The sequence below is a fragment of the Flavobacterium sp. AG291 genome, assembly GCF_003350375.1.
GTDB classification, from domain to species: domain Bacteria; phylum Bacteroidota; class Bacteroidia; order Flavobacteriales; family Flavobacteriaceae; genus Flavobacterium; species Flavobacterium suzhouense.
Genome location: NZ_QQAR01000003.1, coordinates 283,840 through 303,528, shown reverse-complemented (window position 1 = coordinate 303,528; position 19,689 = coordinate 283,840). Strand labels below are relative to the sequence as shown.

The following is a 19,689-nucleotide window of genomic DNA, read 5'->3' as shown; positions in this document are numbered from 1 at the left end:
AAAATATAAAATTTTTCTTAATAATTTTAACATTTAAACCTATATATCATTAACAAAAAGTAAAATCGCAACAAAAATCACTTTAACCTAACCCTAACAGCTGCATCCTTAAAAAACCAAACTTTTTACGTAAATTTGCACCTCAATTTTTATGTAATGCCATGAGTAAAGTAAAAGTAGGATTAGTACAGATGAGCTGCGTTAAAGACAAGCAGCCTAATATTGATAAAGCCATAAGGGAAATACGCAAAGCTGCTGCCGATGGCGCACAGATCGTTTGCCTTCAGGAGCTGTTCACTTCACTGTATTTTTGTGATGTAGAGGATTATGAGAACTTTAAGCTTGCCGAAGCTATTCCGGGTCCAAGCACTGAGGCGCTTAGTCCAATTGCTAAGGAGCTTAATGTTGTTATTATTGCTTCTCTGTTCGAGAAACGTGCAGAAGGCCTATACCACAACACAACCGCTGTTATCGATGCCGATGGTACTTACCTTGGTAAATACCGTAAAATGCACATTCCGGACGATCCGGCATTTTATGAGAAATTCTACTTTACCCCGGGCGACCTGGGCTATAAAGTATTCCAGACTAAATATGCTAAGATCGGAATCCTTATCTGTTGGGATCAGTGGTATCCGGAAGCCAGCCGTATTACGGCACTTATGGGTGCAGAGATCATGTTCTACCCTACTGCTATCGGTTGGGCTACAGACCAGGACGAAGACACTAACAAAGAACAGTACGATGCATGGCAGATCATTCAGCGTTCGCATGCAGTTGCCAATGGCGTACACGTTGTAAGCGTAAACCGTGTAGGTTTTGAACAGGATGGTGCCATGAAATTCTGGGGAGGTAGTTTTGTTGCAAACCCTCAGGGTAAACTAATGTATCTAGGTTCTCATGAAAACGAAGAAACTACTGTAGTAGAAATCGATACTAAAAAAACAGATCATTACCGTACACACTGGCCTTTCCTTCGTGACAGAAGAATTGACAGCTATCAGCCAATAACAAAACGTTACCTGGACGGGGAATAGAACCCGTTTCGGGTTCTGAGTTTCGGGTTTCGGATTCTCCCGGCTCCTGAATAATTGTTTACGGATATTTATAACTACTGACATTGATGACTTTTAATACACCAACTCCCAAACAGCTGGGTTTTTCTTTTCCGGCAGAGTTTGCTGAACAACGCGCGCTATGGCTTTCATGGCCTCATAAAGAGGCTTCATGGCCGGGTAAGCTACATACAATCTATAAACCATACTGCGAGTTTATCCTTCAGGTATCGCGTCACCAAAAAGTATGCATTAATGTTGCCGATGCAGCAATGCAACAGTTTGCGCTGACAGAGATTGAAAAATTTGCACCTACGGTTCCTGGAGCAAGGCTAAATGAAATAAGCTTTTACCTGCACCCTACCAACGATGCATGGTGTCGTGACCACGGTCCTGCTTTTGTGGTAAACAAACAAACGGGTGAAAAAGCTATTGTTGACTGGGGTTATAACGCATGGGGCGATAAATATCCTCCATACGACCTTGATGATGTTATCCCAACACGCATTGGTGAAGCATTAGGTTTAAAGGTGTTTCATCCGGGTATCGTGATGGAAGGCGGAAGCGTTGAGTTTAACGGTAAGGGTACACTTATGACTACTACTGCCTGTTTGCTTAACGAAAACCGTAACCCACACCTGAACCAAAAGCAAATTGAAGAATACCTTTCGGAGTATTATGGTGTTAACCATATCCTTTGGTTAGGCGATGGTATCGTAGGTGATGATACTGATGGACACATTGATGATATTACCCGTTTTGTAAATGAAGATACAGTGGTAACTGTTGTTGAGGAAAACAAAAACGACGACAACTATGAACTACTTCAGGAAAACCTTCACAGTCTTCACAAAATGCGCCTTCAGGATGGCAAGCAGCTTAACGTGATTGAGCTTCCTATGCCTAAACCGGTTATTTATGAAGACCAAAGATTACCGGCATCGTATGCTAACTTTTACATAGCTAATAAGAGCATTATCGTTCCTACCTTCCAGGACAGCGTAAACGATACCAAAGCTTTAGATATTATACAATCATGCTTTAAAGACCGTGAGGTTATCGGCATAGATTCTACAGACCTTATCTGGGGACTGGGCAGTTTCCATTGCCTAAGCCAGCAGGAACCTGTTTAGAAAGTACTCAGTTAGCAGTCTCAGTAGGCAGTAAGCTTCACTTAGAGTGAATTACTGAAAGCTGAGACTGCGACTGAAAACTTTTATTGAAAACTATTAATAGTTCTTATCAATTCTTCCTTAGGCACTACCCCACTCTGCCTCCACAACATTTTACCATTTTTGAACAGCATTAGCGTAGGCACGCCTTTTACCTGAAATTGTGGGTTAGCCATTAATGCCTGATTTTTATCAACATCTACCTTTATTATCTTAATACGGTCGCCAAGGGTATCTTTTACTTCTTTAAGTATAGGCGCCAGCATTTGGCAAGGTCCGCACCAGGTAGCAAAAAAATCGACAAGTACAGGTTCAGGGCTATTTATAAGTGCATTGAAGCTTTCCATATCAATAAACTTTAGTGTAACTCAAAAATACAAAAAAAGCCCCGCTCATCCTAAGACTGCAGGGCCAGCACTACGTTAATAATTAGTTATAATAAAGTCGTTGGACACAAGTATTCGGTAACGGGAACTTTTGTTTTGGTTAGTTCAGAAAATCCTCCTTCAACATCCATAAAGTTTTTGTACCCTAAACCATCTAGAATAGAGGCAGCGATCATACTACTGTAACCACCTGCACAGTAAATGACAAAAGGCATATAAAACGAGATTTTTGCCAAATGATGATATAGCGTATTTAATGGTATGTTCACCGCTCCTACTATATGCTGGGTATCGAATTCGCTTTTTTTCCTGACATCTATCACATAAGGTGATCCGGCATAGTACCTTCCAAAATCTTCTGCGGAAATCCTTTTTATGGTATTAACTTTTTTACCTGACTGTTGCCAGGCATCAAATCCGCCTTTCAGATAACCTATGGTATTATCATACCCCACTCTCGAAAGCCGTATCATCGCTTCCTCTTCTTTGCCTTCATCGGTAATTAGTAAGATCTTTTGATTAATATCGGTTACAATTTCTCCAACCCACGTCGCAAAACTGCCCTGCAGTCCTATATTTATACTAAAAGGAATAAAACCTTTAGCAAATACTGATGCTTCCCTGGTATCGAGTATCAAAGCACCGGTGCTGTTGGCAATTTCTTCAAATTCATCAGGAGATAATCCATTTTTAGCTTTCGTTAAAACGGCATCAAGGCTATCAGGCCCCTGTATGTTAAGTAATACATTTTTAGGAAAATAAGCCGGCGGTATAGCAAGACCATTCAGCAGTTCTTTTACAAATTCATCTTCGGTCATGTCACTTCGCAAAGCATAATTTGTTTTTTTCTGATTGCCAAGGGTATCTGTAGTTTCTTTACTCATCATTTTTCCACAGGCACTCCCTGCCCCATGATTAGGATATACAATTAGCGCATCAGATAATGGCATTATTTTTTCCCTTAAAGAATGGTATAAATGCCTTGCCAGTTTATCCTGAGTCAGTTCAGCAACTATATGCTGAGCAAGATCCGGACGACCAACGTCACCAATAAAAAGAGTGTCTCCGGTTATTATACCGTGCTCATTCCCGTTTTCATCAATCAGAAGATAAGTGGTGCTTTCCATAGTGTGCCCCGGAGTATGAAGTGCTTTAATGATACACTTGCCAAGCTTAAATTCCTGTCCGTCTTTTGCAATCAATGCATCATAGGAAGGTTTGGCATTAGGACCAAAAACAATCTGAGCACCTGTCTTTGCTTTAAGGTCAAGATGACCGCTAACAAAATCTGCATGAAAATGCGTTTCGAAAACATATTTTATAACCGCATTATCATCTTCTGCCCTGTCAAGATAAGGCTGTACTTCTCTCAGGGGATCAAAAATTGCAGCTTCACCATTACTCACTACATAATAGGCCGCATGTGAAAGACATCCTGTATATATCTGTTCTATTTTCATAGTTAATTAGATTTAACAGAGTAAAATTACCAACCTTGAAAGACATGTTTTATGATAAATGTCAGGTTCCTGAAAATCATTTTGTAATCTCTTAAGGGTTTATCACAATTGTTAGTTAAACCTACCGAAAGCCCTTTGCAGCCTCTTTTTTATAACAAAATATTTCTTACTTTTATTCTAAACATAAAACGCCATGAAAAAAGTGAATTCAATCTTAGCCGTAATCTTAGGAGTTACATTCCTTACTTTTTCCTGTAACAAGAAAAAAGATGGAGATGATGTGTCAGACAATACCGAAGTGCATGACCATGAAGATCCTACGATACCATTAGACACAACAAAATTTGCTGCTTTTTTTCAAAAACATCCCGACTTTAAACAGTTTGAGAAAGAAGTAAGGCAGTTATATTCAAAACACCATCATTATGTATGGCAGGATAAAGGAGGACTTATTGAGTTTGCCGATGTAATACATAACAGGGTAAACCAGCTCGATAATGAAGGGCTTGAATTAAAAATCCCTTATAAAGAAGAGTTGAATGCTATATTCGATAATCCGCAAAGCAAACCGGATACGGATAGCGAACTGCTTATAAGCTCTATGTATTTTTACTATGCTAAAAATGTGCTTGAAGGTCTCGATACGGATAAAAGACAGGAAGTTGGCTGGTATCTGCCAAGACAAAAGGTAGATTATGTAGCTTATCTGGATAGCCTCATGCTCGATCCTAAACTAATAAAACAGGACGAATCTGAACTATTAAGCCAGTACTACAGCCTTCGCAAAGGACTTAAAAAATACCGTGAAATAGAGAAAAAAGGAAGCTGGGGTACTATCGCTCTAGATGAGGGAGTAAAATCACTTAAACAGGGAGATTCTGCTGCGGCAGTGGTACAAATACGCAAACGCCTTACACTGGAAGGCTACATGAAAAACGACAATGGAAAAGCTGTTTACGACAGTGAATTATACGAAGGACTAAAAGCGTATGAAGATAAACACAACCGTGTTTTCGACGGAAAAATTGGCCCTGCCATAGTACGGGAAATGAATGTTCCTTTAAACCAGCTTATAAAAACCATATCTATAAATATGGAGCGTTGTCGATGGATATCTCCCGATATGGACAAAGCACCTGAAGTTATTGCCGTAAACATACCATCATACCGACTAGTATATTTCAAAAAAGGAAAACCTGTATTTACATCAAAGGTTGTTGTAGGTAAAGAACTGAATAAAACAGTAGTATTTAGCGGTATGATGAGCTACCTTAATTTTGCTCCTTACTGGAATGTCCCAACCAGTATATTAAACAAAGAGATTAAACCCGGTATTGCTAAAGATCCTAACTACCTGGCTAAACATAATATGGAATGGTATCAGGGACGTGTACGTCAAAAACCTGGAGGACAAAATTCCTTAGGTAAAGTAAAATTCATGTTCCCAAACAGTAATAATATCTACCTGCACGATACTCCTGCCAAGAGCCTTTTCAATCAGGATGACAGGGCATTCAGTCATGGTTGTGTGCGTGTAGAAAAAGCCCGTGAACTTGCTGTAATGATTACCAAAGAAGACGGCAACTGGACCGAAGCTCAGGTAGACGCTAAAATGAATGCTTCTAAAGAAAGTACTTATGTACTTAAAAAGAAAATACCGGTATACATTGCTTACTTTACCGCCTGGGCAGATGAGAACGGTAATGTAGCGTTCTTTGAAGACATCTATAAACGAGATGAGAGATTAGCAGGATTGCTGTATGCCGCGAAATAATCCATATTGAAAATTTAAAAAATGAAAGATTTAAGATTCAGCCCGAATTTTAAATCTTTCATTTTGTTTTTATCATTACATCTTAAAAGGATCTATACATCTATAGAATCGTTTAGTGTACATATCCGATCCCAGCTCACTAATCATAACTGCCATTTCCTTACCCGATGACGAATGAATGAATTTTGATTTCATTCCATTAGCTTCACAGATGATACCTACATGCCCTACAGAATTCCTGTCTTTATAGCCATAAAAAACTAACACATCCCCTACCTGAAATTCTTCGGGTTTGAGAGACCTTCCAATTGATGCAAATCCTGATGAACTTCTGGGTAAGTCAATATCAAAATGTTTGAACACAAAATTTACAAACCCTGAACAGTCAAAACCACTCTCGGGGCTACCTCCGGCATAACAATATTTTGTTCCAAGATATTTTTTTGCATAAGCAATTACTTCCTCACGTTCCGATGATTTAGCTATACTTATGGTATCAACAGCGGTTCTTTGCTCCTGCTTTGTTGCTGTCACCTCCTTTTTACAAAACATAAAAGAAAGCGGAAGTATGTACAATAAAGATGTTTTCTGCATTTTCATGGCGTTTACTATTGTTATGAATTCCAAAAATCAAACCATTAGAGCGTATTAAAAAGTTAATTAACCTTTCTAAAACAAAAAAGCCGCTGTCTTAATGACAAGCGGCTTTTTTACTGACTTAAACAATTTAAATCCTGTTGGTTTTATAAACCGTTAATGGTTCAGCCAATAATGGTGATGAATCATTGACAAATTCTAAAAAATGTTCGGTTTGGGTATGCTCAGCAAGACTATCAGCATCCCTCCATATTTCATGGAAAATAAAAATGTTTGGTTCTTCAGCAGACTGATGCAAATCATACTGTATACAGGCAACTTCCTTTGTAGAGCCTTCTACCAGTTTTAGCAGCAAAGCTTTCATTTCTTCACCTTTTTCAGGCAAAGCCTTTATTATTGCGGTTATATTAATTTGCATATTCTTTAATAAAAATGTTTTCAAGATGATTCTCATAGTCTCCTAAAAACGCTTCCATATCCGGGTTTTTCATTACATCATGAAAATGGTGTGATGGCAAAGGTTCTAAACCGGTAAAAGCATTCATACGGTGAAAACCAAACAAAATACCCTTATCTACACTGGTTTCATTAAAAAACTCACCTGGTAACGTAAATGCTTCCACAGGCGCATTCCATGATGTTGTTACCATATATTTACGCCCGTGCAGAGTTCCTCCCGTACCATAATTAATAGCAGGATTTGCCGACGAACGCCCGTCACTATTGTAAATACCATTAGCATGGCCTTCGGTAAAAACTACATCTATATATTTTTTAAAATCGTGCGGTAATTGGAACCACCATATAGGTGTATGGTATACTACTACATCTGCCCATACATATTTTGCAACCTCCTCGGCAGGATCATATCCCTCACTTATGTTAGTTACCTTTACTTCAAAACCTTCACTTTTTGTAAAAAAATCTAATGTTTTGGCAGTAACCGTATCGTTGAACTTACCGCCTGAATGCCCAAAGTTTTGGCCTCCGTTGATGATGAATATTTTAGTCATGATTTATATCTTATGTTTAACGATACAAATTTACGGCGACGTATACTATTATAAAAATAAGATAATTTATACATTTACATTATAATTCTAATAGTTTAAACTATGGTTAATCTGGAATGGTACAGGACATTTAAGGCCGTTTATAAAACAGGAACACTAACCGGAGCGGCACAGGAGTTGTTTATCTCTCAACCCGGAGTAAGTCTGCATTTAAGTTCACTGGAGAATTATACCGGTTACAGGCTTTTTGACCGTAAAGGCCGACGTATGGTGCCTACCGAGCGTGGCAAAGCACTGTATAACTTCATTAACGATGCGCTCACAAAACTGGAAGAAGCCGAAAAGAATTTTCAGCGTAGCACAGAGAAACATACACCAACCATTAGTGTAGGTATGTGCTTTGAGACTTTTCAGATTACGCTGGAACCATACATTGCTACCTTACCTTTTAATGTAATTATTCAGTTTGGGGAATATCCTGAAATGGTGGAAAACCTTGAGAAAGGCATACTCGACCTAATTATTACACCTCAGATGGTAGTTAGTAAAGATGTAGATTATGAGGCTTTCAGTAAAGAGACTATTGTGCTTGTTGGTGGCAATGAAGTTGACAAGGAAGCTCTTACTGCCATAGTCGCGCAAAATGACCGCAATGCTCTCGAAACATGGCTAAAACAGCAAAAATGGTACGGCACTACCGGTGATATGGAACACCTTCGACGTTTCTGGCAACTGAACTTTAATAAGTATCCTGACTTCAGGCCGAATTATATCGTTCCTAACCTGAATTCAATTGTACGTTGTCTGTCGAGCGGTATTGGCCTTGCCGTAATCCCGGACTTTTTGTGCCATCGTGAAATTGAAAACGGACAGATTCAGCTTATCTGGGAAGGAGAGCCCAAACTTACCAATACACTCCACTTTGCTACACGAAAGAAAACCATGTATGCAGATGAAATAGAAGTAATTAAAAAGATTTTCAGGGATGAAACTGTATTAGCGGAGATGCTCAATAAATCTTAATTCTTTTCGAAAGAAAGAGTGACTGAAGTTCCTTCGTTTTTATTACTTTCTATATTGAGACCAATATTGAGTATATCGCATAACCTTTTTACAATAGACAAACCAAGGCCAGTACCTTTTACACTGGCATGCTCCAATGCCTCAGAGCGATAAAATTGTCCGTATATCTTGCCGAGATCATTTGCAGCAATACCAATCCCTTTGTCTGTTATACGGCAAATCACATTCTTATTATCATTAAAGAGTTCAATTGCTATATTTCCTCCATCATGAGAATATTTAATCGCATTAGAGAGTATATTTTCTATTATAAGCCCTGTCATTCCTGCATCGGACACCACTTCAAAATGCTCGGTAAAATCAAAATCAACAGTAAGGTTTCTTACTTCAATTTTTGGAGAATAACGCTCTAATGCCTGAAGTAAAACCTCATCCAATACCACGGTTTGTAACTTAGCAGCAAGTTTTTGGTCTTCAAACCTTGCCATAAGCAAAAGCTGATCGACCATATGATTTAGCCTGTTTACCTCACTTACACAATAGTTTATCTTTTCATTATATTCTTCGGTAGTACGTGGTTTTCTTACCAGTACTTCAAGCGTACCTTTTATAACTGCAAGTGGCGTACGAAGTTCGTGTGAAGCATCAGATGTAAATTGTTTCTCTCTGACTATAGCACTTTCAATTTTATCCAACAACCCATTAATTGCCAAAGAAAGCACGTAAAGTTCATCTCTTTTTTTAGGGAGCTTTACCCTTTCGTTAAAGTTATTATCCGTTATACTTTTGGTAGTAGCAATAATATCAAGTGCCGGTTTCATGGTTTGGCCAGCAACGATTCTGGTAATAAAAAAAAGTACTAATAAAACTATGGGATAAGCTAATAACAAAACGAACAATAAATTATCAAGTACCTTATGTGGTTGCTCGATAGACATAGCAATGATTACATAGCCTTTAAGTTTACCTTTAAAAAACAATGGCGCCTGTACCTGGCGTATCGACAAGCCTGTTACCTGGGTATCTTTATAAAATTTTGAATTCTTATTTTTATAAAACTTTAAGTTTTCTCCTTTTAGATTTGGAGATTTTTCTACAGAATTACCATGATCGTCAAAAGCCTGTAAAAAAACCGGATTTATTACAATTTCCTTATGCTCGCTTTCATCCCATTCTTCCTTATCAACAAGACCAACGAATTCGTCCTGATTTTCAACATATGAAGTATGAAGGTTAATTTCAGCCTGTAATTCTTTATTAATATCCTCATTTACCGAAAAAGACACAATCCTGTATATAATTGTAAATACAACAAGTATCAACAATGCCGTAGTTACAAGGTTAAACAGTGCAATCCTGTTTTTTATAGATACAGGAGTTTTAATCGATCTCATTGGCTATATATCCTACACCACGTATGGCTTTAATGTAATTCTCTTCTTTTGTAAGTCCCAGTTTTTTACGGATACCATTAATAAACACATCTATAACACCGGTATCATAATTAAAATGTATGTTCCATACATTCTTAATGATTTCAGTTCTTGTACATACAGTTCCCTTATTCTTTAATAAAAATTCGAGTAAGGCAAATTCTTTTTGGGTAAGCATAACCTCAGTATCATTATAAAATACCTGATATGTATCCGTATGCATAGTAATAGGACCAAGCATATATTGCGGCTTTTCTTCTATAATATTACGAAGCTGAACTTTTATGCGTTCCAGCAATTCTTCGAAACTAAAAGGTTTCTTGATATAGTCATTAGCACCAGCCTGTAACCCCGTAATCGTTTCCTGCACAGTATCTTTAGCCGTAAGAAAAATAATAGGCGTGGACTTATTAGATTTCCTAATCGTTTTACATATTTCCAGACCGGAGATCTTTGGTAGCATCCAATCCAGTAATATCACATCAAAATGTTTTTTTAATGCCATAACGAGTCCAGTATCTCCCGAAGATTCTATAGTTATCGTATAACCTTCCTCTTCAAGTCCCTGCTTCAAAAAATCATAAATACCTTTCTCGTCTTCAACAACCAGAATATCCATCTCCTAATTTTTAATAAAGTTATAGATTTTACCTAAGTTACAAACTCTTGTAAATGTTTTTTTAAAACTGAATAGCTATCGAACATCCCAATTGGTTACCATTATAGAACGGTGCAATAGCTGTTGTATATTTTTGTTCTTTACCACTGTCTTTTCCCATAAACAATTTGCTGGTATAGGGCTGTATCCAGTAGGCAATTTTAGTGCTTAATATCCCTATACCCGCACCGGCTGCTACATCGGTAAGCCAGTGCCTGTTGTTATAAATCCTGAATAAGCCGGTACCTGTGGCTACCGCATATCCTGCAACACCATACCATATCGACTTGTCTTTATACTCCTGCCATAAAAATTCGGCACCTGCAAAAGCAGTAGCCGTATGACCCGATGGAAAGGAATTATTTGAGCTACCATCGGGACGTCCCACCTTAGTAATCGATTTTAACCCTAAAACCGTACCGCTCATTATCAGATAAGATGTCGCCATAACAATAGTGCGATCTTTAAAATTGTTTTTTCCCTGCACACCCATAGCATTTAAAGCGTAAACAGAAGCCATAGGGGCATACTGCGAAAAATCGTCTATTGTTATCTTTTCATCTATATCTTCTTTAACCTCATCACGCAACTGTTTGTTAAGCCCTATAAGAGTATGGCTCTCTAAGCCAATAGCTCCATAACCCACAAGCACAGTGGGAATTATAAGTTGTTTATAATTAAATTTGTAATAGTCTGAGGCTGAAGTTGTATCAGCAACTATTGAATCGTTTACTACCTGAGCTCTAAGCACCGGCGCGAAAAGCACCATCATAAATAAAAACTTCGCTTTCATAATAATATAGTATGGGGTATTACTATTCCCTCGTGGCATGCGCTGCGGAGTTTTATTCTATAATCCTATTTTTTAATTAATAATATACTTTAATAATAATTACTTTTTTAATAGCTTATGACTAAACATATAATCTGCTGTCTGATACCAGGAAATAGCCTCATCTAAAAATCCGGTCTCAATATCTTTAGCTTTCAAACTATTGTCTTTTATTGAATAACTATAAAAATTTTGCTTTTTCTGATCCGACAGTATCATCACTTCATCCTTTTTCATAAGGGTCAGTTTTCGATAAGTACCCATAAGAGCCCTCTCATTAAAATCAGGCTGAAGTACATCTTTACCAAAGAAATTTGACTCATAATCCCAATGCATCAGGGAAAATAAAGTTGGAAAAATATCAATCTGAGAGCATTGCTTTTCTATCTTTCGTTTCTCGGCTCCAGATAAGTTGTAGATAATGGCAGGTATATGATAGTTAGCCACATCAATCTCATCTTTACCGGCACTGCTTGCACAATGATCGGCAACAAAAACGAATACTGTATTTTTAAACCACGGCTTGGTTTGTGCTTCCCTAAGCATTTTACCCAAAGCAAAGTCTGCATATTTTACAGCACCATCACGGTTCTTGCCTGATGGTATATTTATCCTACCTTCCGGATATGTATATGGCCTGTGATTTGAAGTAGTCATTACAAAATTAAAAAACGGCTTACCCTGCTTATAGTGCTCATCGGCAACCGACATCATTTTTTTATAGATATCCTCGTCGCATATACCCCATGCATTTTCAAATGTTACTTCGCTGTCTTTAATATTATTTCGTTTCGCTTTAATATTATCATTCAGTACGCTACCTCTGCCCCTGTCATAAATAGTAAACCCATTACCTCCAAAATAGCTGTTCATGTTATCAAAATAACCATCACCACCATAAAAAAAGCTATTATCATATCCATGGTCTTTAAATACTGTTGAAACAGTAAACAGATCGTGATTTTCAGGACGCTTTACTATACTCTGCCCCGGCGTAGGAGGTATACATAACGTTACAGCTTCCATCCCTCTTACGGTTCGGGTTCCGGTGGCATATAGATTTGAAAATAAAATACTATTTTGAGCCAGATTGTCCATGTTTGGTGTAATGTTCTTTTTATTACCAAACTCTTTCATAAATGAAGCGCTCATACTCTCCATAAGGATAAAGACAACATTTGGCTTTTCAGAGATTCCCTGAGCGTCCACCTCTCTTTTTATAGCGTAGCCACTTCCGTCAAAATGAGCATTTTTTTCAGCAACATTATGCCTGACTAAAGAGAAAGCATTCTTTTCATTTATAGTAGTATAAAAATCGACATAATCCATTCGGTTATTTCTAAACTCAGCAAAGAATGAATATATACCCGCTTTAGAAATTTCATTGTTGTAACGGTTGGAAGACCACTCGGCATCGGTGTTCTTAACAAAACCAATGAAAAAGAACATTACTGTAATCCCAATCATAACCACAGTTACCCTTTGCCTGAGTGATATGCCTTCCGAAAATGTATTTTTAAAAACAAATCTTTTATGAAATATATAAAACACAACCGCTGTGGCTAAAAGAACTATCCCTATAAGCAATGGAAGCGGATATGATTCTTTTATATTACTTATAACCTCATGGGTATATATAAGATAGTCAACAGCAATAAAATTAAAGCGAGTCCTGAACTCTTCCCAAAAAGTAAGCTCTGCCAGAAAAGTAAACATCAATAAAAATACTGTAAGATTAAAGAATATATACACTAAGGCTTTATCTACTTCTGAACCTATAAATCTGTTCGGCATGATAAACAGATAAAGAATTGATGGCAAAACAATAAAACCGCAGGTTCCTAAATCAAAAAACAACCCGGTACCCAATGTCATGAGAATGTTTAACGGATTCCATGAAACATCTGCAGCCTGCCAAAAATAAAATACGACCCTTAACAATAAAGACAGAAGCAAAAAGACCTTTACAAAATTGAATAACAAACTAAGTCTTTTTGAAAGATGAAACTGTGTTTTAAATGATCCCTTAATTTTCATAATCGCTACTTTGTGATTACAAAATAACGGCTGATAAATTTGAAAATTGAGTCATCAATTCTCTCTTAAGCGAATCTTAAGAATGAAATAATAGAAGTACTAAAAACAAAAGTAATTACTTACAAATCAACATCGAAACAAAAACAAACAACTGAATATCATGTTTTTAAAATCAAAAAAACAACTTTATAAAATCTCTTTTTTGGCACAAAACTGCCAAATCTGATTAGCTAAAAAACGGTATCTTTACGCTTCAATTAAAGCTGAAAAGCCAGTAGTATATGGAGAATGCACCACATCTGCGTACAGTTAATGTTACGCGATATCTTACCCCTCTCCGTGAAGGGGGCTCGTTGCCTGCTTTAGCAGAAGCAGACGACGAATTTAAGTATGTTCTTAAATTTAAAGGTGCCGGACATGGCACAAAAGCACTTATTGCCGAACTGCTTGGAGGAGAGATTGCCCGAACGCTTGGGTTACCTGTTCCGGAACTTGTTTTTGCTAACTTAGATGAAGCCTTTGGCCGAACCGAAGCCGATGAAGAAATACAGGACCTGCTACAGTCCTCACAAGGACTTAACCTGGCACTGCATTACCTGTCAGGAGCTATAAATTTTGATCCGGTTGTCACAGCTGTAGATGCAAAAACAGCTTCACAAATCGTTTGGTTAGATGCCTACATCACCAATGTTGACAGGACATTCCGTAATACGAATATGCTTATATGGCATAAAGAGCTGTGGCTTATAGATCATGGTGCAAGCTTTTATTTCCATCACTCATTCAGTGATCCTGTGGGGCATGCAAAGAGCACATTTGGCCTTATAAAAGACCATGTGTTATTGCCACAGGCATCATTACTTGAAGAAACCGATACCGAATACAGGGCTACACTTACCCCGGAGAAAATTCGAGGCATTGTAAATCTTATCCCTGACGAATGGCTACAGTGGGAAGAACTTGAAAAGTCGCCCGAAGAAATCAGGGACGTTTATGCAACCTTCCTGTTAACCCGATTAGAGAATTCATCAATATTTGTAAAACAGGCCAATGATGCAAGAAAAGCACTTATATGAGTATGCTGTAATTCGCGTTGTGCCAAGGGTTGAACGCGAAGAATTCATTAATGCAGGAATTGTAGTTTTCTGTAAACGAAAACGCTTCATCAGGGTTTTATTTACCGTAGATGAAGCCAAAATAACGATGCTTACCCCTGATGCTGATATAGACCAGATTCGCCGTAATCTTGAATCTTTCCAGAAAATTGGCGAAGGAGCTATTGATGGTGGCCCAATTGCACGACTTGAAGTTCCGGAACGCTTTAGATGGCTTACTGCTGTGAGAAGTTCTGTCATACAAACTTCAAGACCACATCCCGGATTATGTGATGATCTGGAATTCAGAGCACAAAAATTGTATGAAGATTATGTTTTATAGTTTAAACAGCCTCTAAAATTAAAGTTACTTCTTACAATTAAAAACATAACAGTTACAATTTAATACATCATAAGCAAAATGTTAAAAAAATATTCTATTTTTACTTCGTTTAAGGAGGGCACTACATGGAACTTTACATAAAATATAATATAGACATGATGTGTAAAGTCCTGCTGCAGCAACAGCTGGATAAATTTAATATCGATTGCAAAGTTACTGAACCTGGATATGTTAAATTTAAAGAAAACATACCCATGGAGACTTACAACAAACTCATAGAATCCTTAAAAGAATTTGGTATTGAGATTGTTGACAACCAAAAGAGCATATTGGTTCAGAAAATAAAGAATGCTATTATAGAGATGCTGTATGCTGACAAGGGGGTACAATCGTTGAAAATATCATCTTACCTTTCAGAAAAATTAGGTGAGAGTTACAGAACATTATCTCAGGTATTTTCTGAGGTAACTTTTATATCAATTGAAAATTTCATTATTTTGCACAAGATAGAAAGAGTTAAACAATTACTGCTAACAGAGAATTTGTCTCTTACTGAAATTTCATTCATGATGAACTACAGTAGCGTTGCCTATTTATCCCAACAATTCAAGAATATTACAGGAGTAACTCCTACTGCGTTTCAAAAGATTATGAAACAGAAACGTTATACTGAAGCTTAAATCACGTAAAATAAATTAATGCGACCGACAACACTGCACATAATGCTGGCCGATGATGATGAAGATGATCGTCTTTTTTTTAAGGAAGCCTTTGAAGAGGTAAAGATAAACTACAGGATATCTGCTTTTAATGATGGCGAACAATTAATGAATCATCTTTACGAAACTAACAACCCTTTGCCAGATATCATTTTCCTTGACCTTAATATGCCAAGAAAATCAGGCATAGAATGTCTTAAAGAAATCAGGGCTAACGAGCGCCTGAAAAAAATATCGGTAGCAATATACTCTACATCTTCATCTGAACAGGATATCGAGGATACTTTTGTATCAGGAGCTAATGTATATATCAAAAAGCCAAATGACTTTAATATGCTTAAAAAGATATTGAGTGATGTGGTTCATATCAACTGGCAATATATTACAGATGGGCTGAATAAAGACAGTTTTATATTGAGTCTTTAAGTTTATCTGGTTAATAAAACAAAAAAAGGTACCTGCCCCCCAGCTTGGTACCTTTTTTTTAAAAATCAAAAAATAGAATACTATCATTTGATACTACAAATTTAATAAACGCATTGAAACAGATTTTTACATAATTATACAAATCACGTTATAGTTTAAAACTAAAACTTATCAACTTAAAACAAATACATAAATATTGCAATAATTTTCATAAATTCATTAATATTGGTTTTTTAAATACCTATATTTGTTTATCACCTTCACTCATTTTTTAATTTAAAAACTGAATTATGAAAAGCGATTTCACCATATTTTATACAGATGATGATGAAGATGATTTGGAATTTTTTACTGAAATCGTAGATTCCATTAATATTAACTATACTGTTGTAACACAAAAAAACGGCCAACAGCTTTTGGATGCACTTAACAATCCACCTCCTACCCCATATATGATTTTTCTTGATATAAATATGCCCGGCCTTAATGGTTTGGAAACACTTAAGAAAATCAGGGAATCTAATAATGATATTCCGGTAATAATGCTTTCAACATCCGGTGACAGCGAGATAATAGAACAAAGCAGGGAATTAGGAGCAAATTTTTATGTTGCAAAATCTGGTATGTTTAGTGAGTTAAAAAAATCCATAGAAGATACCATAAAAATAAACTGGAGTAATTTTAAGCCCTCCCCAAATAATTTTGTCTATTCTTTCTTTTAAAATTTATGAATACCCTCGAAAATTCAACTATTTTTCTTGAGAATTTGCGAAAAGCAACCTCACAATCACACACAAACCTTGAAGCTTTACCTATATCTTCATCCATAATGAACCCAAAGGTAACAAATGCTGAATATGCATTATACCTTGATTTGATGCATGATGTTGTAAAAGATGCTGAGGAAAATATATTCCCCGCTCTTAAAGATATTGTTACCGATTTAGATGAAAGGAATAAAACACATTTACTCGAAGAGGATCTAAAAACGCTTGGGTTAACTAAAAAAGATGTAGCAAATCCTCTAAGCGATTCGCTTACAAACCCTTCTAAAGCTTTTGCAATGGGTGTTTTTTATGTAATTGAAGGCTCATCACTAGGCGGAAGGGTTATCCTTAAAAATATTAGTGCTGCTCTTGGACACGATATAGAAAATGGGGCTGCATACTTTGGTGGATATGGAGGACAAACCGGCAGCTATTGGAAAAACTTTTTAGCGCAACTAACCCAATATGAATCACAGAGCAATTCCTCCGAAGAAATTATCGCCGGAGCGGATTATGCCTTTAATGCTATAAGCAATCACTTTAATAAAAGTGTTTAGTTATAATTTATGAAGATAAAGGATATTGTAAACCGTGATATCGTAAACCTTACCAATTGTGAACAGGAACCTATCCATATTCCGGGTAGCATCCAGCCTCACGGCTTTTTAATTGGTCTTAAGGAAGATACTTTCACCATTGACTTTTGCAGCGCCAATTGTGAAGAATATATAGGCATACCCTATAAAGAACTATTGGATAAAAAGTTTGAGGACTTTTTTGGTACAGATTCTTTAAACAGCCTAAAAGATTATATTAGTAAGGACCAGATGCTTTCATCTACTTTGCATAGGCTTACTATAGAACACAAGACTTTTCAGTGTACAGTACATAAAAGCGGAAGTATATATATTATAGAAGCAGAACCGGTAAATACTCAGGATCGTAATATTAGTGAGGTATATGACCAGACATCCCAGTTCCTGCTTTACATGCACGATACCCATACGCTTAAAGAACTTTGCCAGCTAGTAGCTAACGGTACCCGTGAAATTACCGGCTATGACAGGGTAATGATATATCGCTTTGATAAAGATTATAATGGAGAAGTATTTGCCGAAAGCGTAAGAGATGATCTTGAACCCTTTTTAGGATTGCATTATCCTCATACGGATATTCCGCCTCAGGCAAGGGAACTGTATATGAAGAACCTATTAAGACTCATCGCAGACATCAACTATACTCCTGTACCGATATATACAATTGATGATACTCGGGATAAGAATCTCGACCTTAGTCTTTCAATCCTTCGAAGCACTTCACCCATACATGTTCAGTACCTACACAATATGGGGGTTGGCGCAACATTAACAATATCTCTTATATATAAAAAGAAATTATGGGGCCTGATTGCCTGCCATCATTACTCTCCCAAGAACCTCACTCCTGAGATTAGACTGGCAGCACAGTTGCAAGGCCATTTTATTACTTCTCAGATTGACCTTAGACAGTCTAATGAAGAATATGAGGTATCACGGAAGACTAACGAAGAGCTAAAGAAAATAAACACCTTTTCCCTTACAGGTAAAGATGAGGGTAAATTTAATGATCTTGTAAAAAAAGATGGCATACTTCAGCTTTGCAATGCAGCTGGTGTAGCTATTGTATTTAATGGTGGTATTTATAAAAATGGAATTACACCAACCGATGATGAAATACAGGATATGGCCAATTGGCTTGCCACATACACTAATAACGGTTCATTTTATACCGATAAACTTGTAGATTACCTGCCAAACAAGCTTGATATGTGTGGACAGACATCCGGACTTATTTACCATTCACTGGATATGGACAGCAATAACTGCATTCTATGGTTCAGACCTGAAACTAAAACAGAAGTAAACTGGGCCGGAGATCCAAACAAAGCTATTGTAAAAGATAAAAACGGACTTTCACCTCGTAACTCCTTTAAGCTCTGGAAAGAAACCGTAAGCTGTACAAGCAAACCCTGGTTACAACCCGAAATCGTGACGGCCGCTACCTATGCTAACAGTCTTCAGCGACAAATTAATCTACTTATAATTAGTCAGGAAGAAGAAAAATACCGTAAACTGAGCGAGCTTCTGAAAGAAACGAATTCGGAGTTGGAAAACATTAACTGGATTAGCACACACGATCTTCAGGAACCGTTAAGAAAAATACAGATCATTTCTTCCAGAATACTAAGCAAAGAAACTGAAATACCGGAAAATGTTCATGACGCTATATTAAGAATGAATGCTTCTGCAGGAAGAATGCAAACGCTACTTATAGACATCCTGAAATATACGAGACTAAAACATTCTGATGATGCTTTTGAAGAAGTTGATCTCAACAGGATTGTTAAGGAGCTTAAAGAAGAAATGAGTGAAACGATAAACGAAAAGTCTACAGTTATTAATTATGAAGAGCTTCCTGTAGTTAAAGGAATACCTTTCCTTATAAAACAGCTGTTTTCGAATCTCATAAGTAATTCCGTAAAATATACTGCAGAAGACAGAAATCCTGAGATAAACATTACTGCAAGTCCTGTTCCAATGACATATAACGGTAAAGACACAGGATTTTACAATGTAATTCACTTTAGTGATAATGGTATTGGCTTTGAGCCCCAGTTTTCAGAGTCTATCTTTAATATTTTTACCAAGCTGCATGCTGCATCAGAATATAAGGGTTCCGGAGTTGGGCTTGCTCTTTGCAAAAAGATAATGCAGAACCACCATGGATACATAACAGCTGTGAGTACCTTAGGAGAAGGAACTACCATAAGCATGTATTTCCCTGCAAATAATTAGAAAACATAGCTCAAATAAAAACGCCCTGATTATATAATCAGGGCGTTTTTATATTGGAAAAAAATA

The 19,689-nt window shown here is 37.0% G+C and carries 20 protein-coding genes; 11 read left to right on the top strand and 9 right to left on the bottom strand.

Going from position 1 to position 19,689, the window contains the following annotated elements:
• Nucleotides 1-161: 161 nt before the first annotated feature.
• Complete coding sequence (locus tag DEU42_RS05465; protein ID WP_114757276.1) at nt 162-1,037, top strand: carbon-nitrogen hydrolase; 876 nt, start codon at nt 162-164, stop codon at nt 1,035-1,037.
• 86 nt (nt 1,038-1,123) lie between these two features.
• On the top strand, nt 1,124-2,188 hold the full coding sequence (locus tag DEU42_RS05460; protein WP_114757275.1) for an agmatine/peptidylarginine deiminase: 1,065 nt from the start codon (nt 1,124-1,126) through the stop codon (nt 2,186-2,188).
• An 83-nt stretch (nt 2,189-2,271) separates the two neighbouring features.
• Here the strand turns inward: DEU42_RS05460 and trxA are convergent, their stop codons facing one another.
• A complete protein-coding gene (gene trxA / locus DEU42_RS05455; protein ID WP_114757274.1) occupies nt 2,272-2,574 on the bottom strand; it encodes a thioredoxin in 303 nt (100 codons plus the stop codon).
• A gap of 86 nt (nt 2,575-2,660) precedes the next feature.
• A complete protein-coding gene (locus tag DEU42_RS05450; RefSeq protein WP_114757273.1) occupies nt 2,661-4,073 on the bottom strand; it encodes an MBL fold metallo-hydrolase in 1,413 nt (470 codons plus the stop codon).
• Between the two features lie 193 nt (nt 4,074-4,266).
• Between DEU42_RS05450 and DEU42_RS05445 the strand changes: the two genes are divergently transcribed.
• Nucleotides 4,267-5,847: a murein L,D-transpeptidase gene (locus tag DEU42_RS05445; RefSeq protein WP_114757272.1), complete on the top strand. Its 1,581-nt coding sequence runs from the start codon at nt 4,267-4,269 to the stop codon at nt 5,845-5,847.
• Between the two features lie 75 nt (nt 5,848-5,922).
• On the opposite strand, the gene DEU42_RS05440 is transcribed toward DEU42_RS05445, so the two are convergent.
• The 3 genes from DEU42_RS05440 to DEU42_RS05430 form a co-directional block, all read right to left on the bottom strand.
• Nucleotides 5,923-6,441 carry a C40 family peptidase gene (locus DEU42_RS05440; RefSeq protein ID WP_233506623.1) on the bottom strand — a complete coding sequence of 173 codons (519 nt, stop codon included), beginning with the start codon at nt 6,439-6,441 and terminating at the stop codon, nt 5,923-5,925.
• Nucleotides 6,442-6,574: 133 nt separating this feature from the next.
• Nucleotides 6,575-6,862 (bottom strand): putative quinol monooxygenase, encoded by a 288-nt coding sequence (locus tag DEU42_RS05435; protein WP_114757270.1) that lies wholly within the window; start codon nt 6,860-6,862, stop codon nt 6,575-6,577.
• Complete coding sequence (locus DEU42_RS05430) at nt 6,852-7,457, bottom strand: NAD(P)H-dependent oxidoreductase (RefSeq protein ID WP_114757269.1); 606 nt, start codon at nt 7,455-7,457, stop codon at nt 6,852-6,854. The genes DEU42_RS05435 and DEU42_RS05430 overlap by 11 nt, the downstream gene beginning before the upstream one ends.
• Before the next feature lie 102 nt (nt 7,458-7,559).
• Between DEU42_RS05430 and DEU42_RS05425 the strand changes: the two genes are divergently transcribed.
• Nucleotides 7,560-8,480, top strand: a complete 921-nt coding sequence (locus DEU42_RS05425) for a LysR family transcriptional regulator (protein ID WP_114757268.1) — start codon at nt 7,560-7,562, stop codon at nt 8,478-8,480.
• Here DEU42_RS05425 and DEU42_RS05420 read toward each other — a convergent pair.
• The 4 genes from DEU42_RS05420 to DEU42_RS05405 form a co-directional block, all read right to left on the bottom strand.
• On the bottom strand, nt 8,477-9,874 hold the full coding sequence (locus DEU42_RS05420; protein WP_114757267.1) for a sensor histidine kinase: 1,398 nt from the start codon (nt 9,872-9,874) through the stop codon (nt 8,477-8,479). The two genes, DEU42_RS05425 and DEU42_RS05420, sit on opposite strands and share 4 nt — an antisense overlap.
• A complete protein-coding gene (locus DEU42_RS05415) occupies nt 9,861-10,532 on the bottom strand; it encodes a response regulator transcription factor (RefSeq protein WP_114757266.1) in 672 nt (223 codons plus the stop codon). The genes DEU42_RS05420 and DEU42_RS05415 overlap by 14 nt, the downstream gene beginning before the upstream one ends.
• Before the next feature lie 61 nt (nt 10,533-10,593).
• Nucleotides 10,594-11,364, bottom strand: coding sequence for a phosphatase PAP2 family protein (locus DEU42_RS05410; protein WP_114757265.1), 771 nt, complete (start codon nt 11,362-11,364; stop codon nt 10,594-10,596).
• Nucleotides 11,365-11,463: 99 nt separating this feature from the next.
• Nucleotides 11,464-13,440: an LTA synthase family protein gene (locus DEU42_RS05405; protein WP_114757264.1), complete on the bottom strand. Its 1,977-nt coding sequence runs from the start codon at nt 13,438-13,440 to the stop codon at nt 11,464-11,466.
• A 281-nt stretch (nt 13,441-13,721) separates the two neighbouring features.
• On the opposite strand from DEU42_RS05405, the gene DEU42_RS05400 reads away from it, so the two are divergent.
• The 7 genes from DEU42_RS05400 to DEU42_RS05370 all read left to right on the top strand — a co-directional run bounded on the left by DEU42_RS05400 (nt 13,722) and on the right by DEU42_RS05370 (nt 19,623).
• Nucleotides 13,722-14,516 carry a HipA family kinase gene (locus tag DEU42_RS05400; RefSeq protein ID WP_114757263.1) on the top strand — a complete coding sequence of 265 codons (795 nt, stop codon included), beginning with the start codon at nt 13,722-13,724 and terminating at the stop codon, nt 14,514-14,516.
• Nucleotides 14,494-14,877, top strand: a complete 384-nt coding sequence (locus tag DEU42_RS05395; RefSeq protein WP_114757309.1) for a DUF3037 domain-containing protein — start codon at nt 14,494-14,496, stop codon at nt 14,875-14,877. The genes DEU42_RS05400 and DEU42_RS05395 overlap by 23 nt, the downstream gene beginning before the upstream one ends.
• A 125-nt stretch (nt 14,878-15,002) precedes the next feature.
• Nucleotides 15,003-15,557: a helix-turn-helix domain-containing protein gene (locus DEU42_RS05390; RefSeq protein WP_114757262.1), complete on the top strand. Its 555-nt coding sequence runs from the start codon at nt 15,003-15,005 to the stop codon at nt 15,555-15,557.
• Nucleotides 15,558-15,575: 18 nt separating this feature from the next.
• Nucleotides 15,576-16,022, top strand: a complete 447-nt coding sequence (locus DEU42_RS05385) for a response regulator (RefSeq protein WP_114757261.1) — start codon at nt 15,576-15,578, stop codon at nt 16,020-16,022.
• Between the two features lie 290 nt (nt 16,023-16,312).
• Nucleotides 16,313-16,744: a response regulator gene (locus DEU42_RS05380; RefSeq protein ID WP_114757260.1), complete on the top strand. Its 432-nt coding sequence runs from the start codon at nt 16,313-16,315 to the stop codon at nt 16,742-16,744.
• 5 nt (nt 16,745-16,749) lie between these two features.
• Nucleotides 16,750-17,346, top strand: a complete 597-nt coding sequence (locus DEU42_RS05375) for a biliverdin-producing heme oxygenase (RefSeq protein WP_114757259.1) — start codon at nt 16,750-16,752, stop codon at nt 17,344-17,346.
• A 9-nt stretch (nt 17,347-17,355) separates the two neighbouring features.
• Complete coding sequence (locus DEU42_RS05370; protein ID WP_114757258.1) at nt 17,356-19,623, top strand: ATP-binding protein; 2,268 nt, start codon at nt 17,356-17,358, stop codon at nt 19,621-19,623.
• Nucleotides 19,624-19,689 lie beyond the last annotated feature (66 nt).